The following is a 6832-nucleotide window of genomic DNA, read 5'->3' as shown; positions in this document are numbered from 1 at the left end:
TACATCCGCGTGAATGAGTACAGCACGGCCGGTACCTTGGGCAACTTCACCATCTGCGCCACGCCGGTGCCCAACTGCGCTACGCCAGCGGGCTTAGGCAACGGCACGCTGACCAGCACCTCGGCAGTACTGACTTGGGCTGCTACTGTGAGCACGGGCAGCACCTTTACGGTGCAGTATGGCCTGTCGGGCTTCACGCCGGGCGGTGCGGGCAGCACTACGGTTTCGGGCATCACCGGCCTCACCACTACGCTCACCAACCTGCAGCCCAACAGCAACTACTGCTTCGTGGTGCAGCAAGTGTGCGGCGGCTTCAACGGTGCCAGCGCGGTTTCGACCCAATACTGCTTCAATACGCTGCTGACTGCTCCCGCCAACGATGACCCCTGCGCTGCTACTACGCTGGGCACTACCACGCTCACGGCTTCGAACGTAGGTGCCACTACCAGCGTGCAAAACGGCATCCAGCTGCCCGCCTGCTCGTCGGCCAGCCAGCCCAAGGATGTGTGGTTCGCCTTCACGCCGACTGCCACCAGCACCACCCTCACGCTCACCGGTGCGCCGGCTGGCATGGTGCGGGTGTACTCCAGCCCCAGCTGCTCGGCCGGACCGTTTAACCTGGTAGCCTGTGCTTCTTCGGGAGCCAACAACACGGCCTTCACCACCCCGATGAATGTGACTGGCCTGACGGTTGGCCAGCGCTACTATATTGCTGTGAGCGGCTACGGCAGCTCCGATGCCCAAGGTTCCTTCACCATTGCCGGCACGGCCCTGGTGACGGCGGCCCGCACCCAGGTTAATACTGATGCGCTGCTGGTGTACCCCAACCCCAGCAACACCGGCCAGCTCACCCTCAAGTTGAGCGGCATCAGCGGCGCCAGCCAGGCTGCGCTGCTTAATGCGCTGGGCCAAGTAGTAGTCACCAAAAACCTGACTACTGCCGCCGAGCAAACGCTGAGCACCCGCAACCTGGCCGCTGGCGTTTACACCCTGCGCGTAACCGCCGGAACGCAGGTACTTACCCGCAAAGTGGTGCTGGAATAGGCACTTTACCCTTCCAGTTGAAAGGGCTGCTCCGGTTGGAGCAGCCCTTTTTGTTTGGTGAACGGGCAAATAACACCCCACTCATTCATGAAATCCCAATGAATATTGGAATGATTACCTGGTTTATACATACATTAGGCGGCGAGAAATAGCTAGCTAAGAATTTGGCCATATTTTCTGCTGTCACCCACGGCGCATCCACCCCCTGACGTTCCCTTTTTTCACCTTTTTCCCTTCACCTAAATACTTATGGCAACATTATTACACACCAAACGGCTTGGCCGGTGGGGCAAAGGCTTGCTGCTGGCAGGTTTGATGCTGACTGCTCGCCTGAGCCAAGCCCAAGTCGATACCTACACCTTTGCTCCAAGTACGGGCACTTACACGCAGTTGCCGGCTACGGCTACGGCGGTACCAGATATTCTGACCGACGACGACATTTCGGGGGTGCTGCCCATCGGCTTCACGTTTGTGTTTGATGGTACCCCTTACACGTCTTTTTATGCATCATCTAACGGCTTTCTGTCATTTAACAGTGCGGCCGATTATGCAAATGGCAACGACCTCGCGACAGGGTCCTCTAGTCTACGGCCCTTGGTAGCTCCGCTATGGGACGACCTGGGCGGTGGCGACCCTAGTAGCTATGCTGGCTACCAACTCACGGGCACAGCCCCGAACCGGGTACTCACCTTTGAGTGGCGCAACTGGCGGTGGCGATACCTCGCCACGGCTCCCGCTATTTCTTTTCAGGCGAAGCTGTATGAGGGCACCAACCGCGTCGAATTCATCTACCGGCCTGAAGCGGCAACGCCGACTTCTCCAACTGCTTCCATCGGCTTGGCTGGTGTGGGCACTGGGAGTGGCTCCTTTCTTTCGTTGAGTAACTCCACGGCTACGCCCACGGCTAGCTCAACGGTTGAAACCAGCAACATCGCCACACCTCCGGCGGCCGGCCAAGTATACGCCTTTACGCCGCCCGCCCCGTCGCTTTGCCCCACGCCCCGCAACCTGAGTGTTACGGCGATTACCAATACATCGGCCACGGTTAGCTATACCGTATCGAACACCACGCCCGGCCCGTTCACCATTCTATACGGTCCGACTGGTTTCAACCCGGCGTTGGTGCCTTCATCAACTAACGTCTACTCCATCATCACGTCAGCCAACAGCACGGCTCCCCTTACCGGCCTCACGGCTCAGACTGGCTACCAGTTCTATGTGGTTCAGAACTGCGGTGGGACCAATGGCAGCAGCGCCATCTCCAACGCCGGCAGCTTCACCACCAACCCCAACCCTCCTGCCAACAACGAGTGCACGACGGCCGTGGGCTTGACCGTGGCCGCCACCTGCACCACCCCGCTAAGCGGCACCGTATTTGGCGCTACGCAGAGTGTAGCCCCAACCACCAACTGCGGCGGCACGACGGCTAATGATGTGTGGTATTCCTTCACTGCCACCAGCAACTCGCACACCATCTTGCTGACTCCGCAGTTTGGCGCGGCTTATGATGTGCGCTCGGGAGCCTGCGCCAGCACCACCAGCGTTTTCTGCGGCACGGTAGGCTCCGGCGCATCAGGCAACAACACCATTGGCGGCCTCACCGCCGGTCAAACGTACTTTCTGCGGGTATATGCCACGGGCACCCAGCCCACTACGGCAGCCGCCAGCACCTTCACACTATGCGTAGTGCCCGGCCCGACTACGCCCACCAACGATGATTGCGCCGGGGCCATCAACGTGCCCATTCAGTTTGGCACCTGCGTTACCCAGGTTAGTGCCGACAACACGGCGGCTACTGCTTCGACGGGTGTTGCGGCCCCCAGCTGCGCCAGCTATGTTAGCAAGGACATCTGGTTTAAAGTAACGGTGCCGGTCAGTGGCGCGGTCACTATCCAGACCCTGCCCCCCACCGGCGGCAGCAACGTGGTCGACACCGGCCTGAACGTATACTCCGGTACCTGCGGTACCCTGACCTCCATTGGCTGCGACGACGATAGCAGCCCGAACGGCAACTACTCGCTCCTCGACCTGACCAACCGCACGCCCGGCGAAGTGCTCTACATCCGGGTATGGGCATACAATGGCAACACCACCGGCCCCATTGCCGTGTGCGTTACCTCGCCCTCGAACTGCGCCGCGCCCACCAGCCCGAGCGTAGGCACTACCACCAACACCACGGCGGTCCTCAACTGGGTGGCTCCCACCGGCGGCACCACCGGCAATACCTATGAGATTGAGTATGGCCTGCAAAACTTCACGCAAGGTTCGGGCACGACGGTTACGGGCCTGACCACCACTACGCAAACCGTTACAGGCCTGACGCCCGCCACGGGCTATTGCTTCTACGTGCGCCAGAACTGCGGTACTGCCAATGGCAGCAGCGCTTGGGTTGGCCCCACCTGCTTCAGCACTCCCCTCACGGCTCCGACCAACGACGACCCCTGCGGCGCCATTGGCCTGGGTGCCGGCACACGCACCGGCACTACGCTAGGTGCACTCACCAGCTTGCAGCCTGGCATCACAACTCCGGTATGCTCTCCCGCAAGCTCACCCAAGGATGTGTGGTTTAGCTTCGTTGCGACGGGCACGACGGCCACCTTCACAGTCACAGGTGCGCCGGCCGGTATGGTACGGGTGTACTCCTCGCCGAGCTGCTCGGCCGGACCATTTGCGCTGGTAAGCTGCACTTCCTCGGGCAGCAATAACACGGCCATCACCGCACCCGTGAACGTAACGGGCCTGACCGTGGGCACGCGCTATTACCTGGCGGTGAGTGGCTACGGCAGCTCGGATACGGGCGGCACCTTCACCATTACGCCTTCGGCTGGCGTACTGGCGGCCCGGACCCAAACTGACACCGATGCCTTGCTGGTATACCCCAACCCCAGCAGCACCGGTCAGCTCACCCTCAAGCTCAGCGGCCTGAGCGGAGTCGGCCAAGCAACCCTGCTCAACGCCCTGGGACAAGTCGTGCGCACCAAAAACCTCACGGCTGCCGCCGAGCAGACCCTGAGCACCCGCAACTTGGCTGCTGGTGTTTACACCCTGCGCGTAGACACCAACGACCAGACCCTGACCCGCAAAGTCGTGCTCGAATAGGTAGTCTCAAGTATTATTATTTAAGTTAAAAAAGGGGTTGTTCCGATGGAACAGCCCCTTTTTTAATGCTTTGGCCTAAATAGGTGAAGAAAGAAAAAAAGGCATAATGTAAGGAGGCTTCCAACAGTTTCTATAACTTACAGGCCGAAGCTACTGCCTGTCTTACCCCGGCCTGAGGTTTTCCAGGTTCCTTTTCCCCTCCACCACCTCTTTTTCCCAACCCCCTTATCATGAAAACATTGTTACGTACGCGCCGACTCGGCACGTGGGGCAGTGGCCTGCTGCTAGCGGGCCTTATGCTGACCGCACGCCAGGGACATGCTCAGGTCGACACCTACTCTTTCGCGCCGAGCAGCGGCACCTTCACGCCGCTGCCATCCACGGCCACCAGCGAATCATCTATTGAGGGCGATGACCAGATTTCCGGGACCATCCCGCTGGGCTTCAACTTCACTTTCGATGGCACGGTTTACACCAGCTGCAAGGTATCTTCCAACGGCTGGCTCACTTTCAACACCAGCTCTACCTACAGCAACCTGACCAATGAGCTGGCCACCGGCGCGGCCAGCGAGCGCCCGCTGGTAGCCCCCTTCTGGGATGACCTGAACGGCACGAACGGCACGGCCAGCTACCTGACTACCGGGGCCTCGCCTAACCGCACTTTCACCTTCGAGTGGAAAAACTGGATTCGTTACGGCAACAGCACCGGTCCTTCCTTCTCCATGCAGGTGCAGCTGGTGGAAGGCACCAATGTGGTGCGATTTGTCTACACGCAGTTGGCTGGTGCTCCCATTACCGGTGCGGCCGCTTCCATTGGCTTGTCGGGGGTAGGCTCGGGGCCGGGCACTTTCCTGTCGCTCAGCGACTCATCACCCACGGCAACGGTTAGCGCCGTCACCGAAACCGACAATATCGGCAGCCTGCCCGCCACGGGCCAGGTGTATTCGTTCACGCCGCCCGCACCCAGCCCCTGCGCTACGCCGCGCCTGCTCACGGGTACTACCACCACCACCACGGCGGCGCTTTCCTGGCAAGCCACAACGGGCGCTACGTATACCGTGCTCTACGGCCCCGCTGGCTTCGACCCCAATCAGATTTCATCGCCTACCAATACCTACACGACGGCCACCAACGTGCCAACTCCGCCCTACAACATCACGGGCCTAGCCCCCGGCACCACCTACCAGTTCTACGTGACGGCCAACTGCGGCGGCACCAACGGCAACAGCACCCGCTCAAACGCTGGCTCCTTCACCACGCAGATTGTGAACGATGAGCCCTGCGGCGCGGCCATTCTCACAATAAACAATACCTGCACCCCACTTTCGACTACCAGCTTTGGCGCTACGCCCACCACGGGGGTATCGGCTGGTTCCTGTGCTGCAGGCTTCCCCACCACTACGCCTGCCGATGTGTGGTATAAGTTCACCACCGCCGCCACTGGCCCTACCAGCACCCAGGTTCGCATCAGCGTGACGGGTACTGCGGCCAACACCGTGCGGGCATATTCGGGAGCTAGCTGCACCGGCACACTCACCTTCCTGAACTGCGCAGCATCAGGCGACAACACCACGCCTGCCCCGGACCTGGACCTGACCGGCCTCACGCCCAGCACTACGTACTACGTACGGGTGGGCGCCTATGACAGCTTCCAGCCCACGCTGGGTAGTTTCACGATTTGCGCTGTGCCAGTACCCAACTGCCCGCCTCCAATTGGCCTCGCCGTTGGCACCATCACCAACACTACGGCCGTACTGAACTGGACATTAGCCTCCAGCACGGGCAACACCTTTACGGTTATTTATGGTCCGGTGGGCTTTACCCCTCCTTCCGGCACCGGCAGCACTTCCATCACCGGCATTACGGGCCAAACTACGACTGTGACCGGCCTACAGGCCAACACCAACTATGAATTCTACGTGCAGCAGGTGTGCGGCGGCTTCAATGGCAGCAGCATCCTGGCGGGCCCCATCAGCTTCGCCACCCCGCTCACGGCTCCGGCCAACAACGAGCCTTGCGGCGCGATAGGCCTGGGCGCTGGTGTGCTCACCAGCACAAACGTTGGTGCTACTACCAGCTCGCAACCCGGCATCTCAACTCCGGCCTGCTCGCCAGCAAGCCTGCCGAAAGACGTGTGGTTTAGCTTCGTTGCCTCAAGCACTACGGCTACTTTCGCTTTCACCGGCACGGCCGCCGGCATGGTGCGGGTGTACTCCTCGCCGAGCTGCTCGGCCGGACCATTTGCGCTGGTGAGCTGCGTTTCTTCGGGCAGCAACAGCACAGCCATCACCGCACCGGTAAACGTGGCGGGCCTGACCGTGGGCACCCGCTACTATATGGCCGTGAGCGGCTACGGCAGCTCCGACCCGTCGGGCACTTTCACCATCGCGCCTTCGGCTGGCGTACTGGCGGCCCGGGCCCAAACCGATACCGATGCGCTGCTGGTGTACCCCAACCCCAGCAGCACCGGCCAGCTCACCCTCAAGCTCAGTGGCCTGAGCGGCGCCGGCCAGGCAACCCTGCTCAACGCCCTGGGACAAGTCGTGCTCACCAAAAACCTCACCGCTGCCGCCGAGCAGACCCTGAGCACCCGCAACCTGGCCACCGGCCTCTACACCTTGCGCGTAGAAGCTGGCTCACAGGTACTGACTCGCAAAGTCGTGCTCGAATAGCACGCCTCAAGTAGCTT

At 60.9% G+C, this 6832-nt stretch carries 3 protein-coding genes; all 3 read left to right on the top strand.

Annotated elements, in window-relative coordinates; all coding sequences use genetic code 11:
- The coding region (locus tag J4E00_RS27950; RefSeq protein ID WP_208178655.1) for a T9SS type A sorting domain-containing protein at positions 1–1044 on the top strand (1044 nt) is incomplete at its 5' end.
- 249 nt (positions 1045–1293) lie between these two features.
- Positions 1294–4143, top strand: a complete 2850-nt coding sequence (locus tag J4E00_RS27945) for a fibronectin type III domain-containing protein (RefSeq protein ID WP_208178654.1) — start codon at positions 1294–1296, stop codon at positions 4141–4143.
- Between the two features lie 230 nt (positions 4144–4373).
- The gene (locus J4E00_RS27940; protein WP_208178653.1) at positions 4374–6815 is read left to right on the top strand and encodes a fibronectin type III domain-containing protein; all 2442 of its coding nucleotides are present in this window, start codon (positions 4374–4376) and stop codon (positions 6813–6815) included.
- Positions 6816–6832: the final 17 nt, after the last annotated feature.

The organism is Hymenobacter negativus, assembly GCF_017571495.1.
In the GTDB taxonomy this organism is placed as follows: Bacteria; Bacteroidota; Bacteroidia; order Cytophagales; family Hymenobacteraceae; genus Hymenobacter; species Hymenobacter negativus.
The sequence above is the reverse complement of the archived record's forward strand: the minus strand, read 5'-3'. Positions and strand labels throughout refer to the sequence as shown.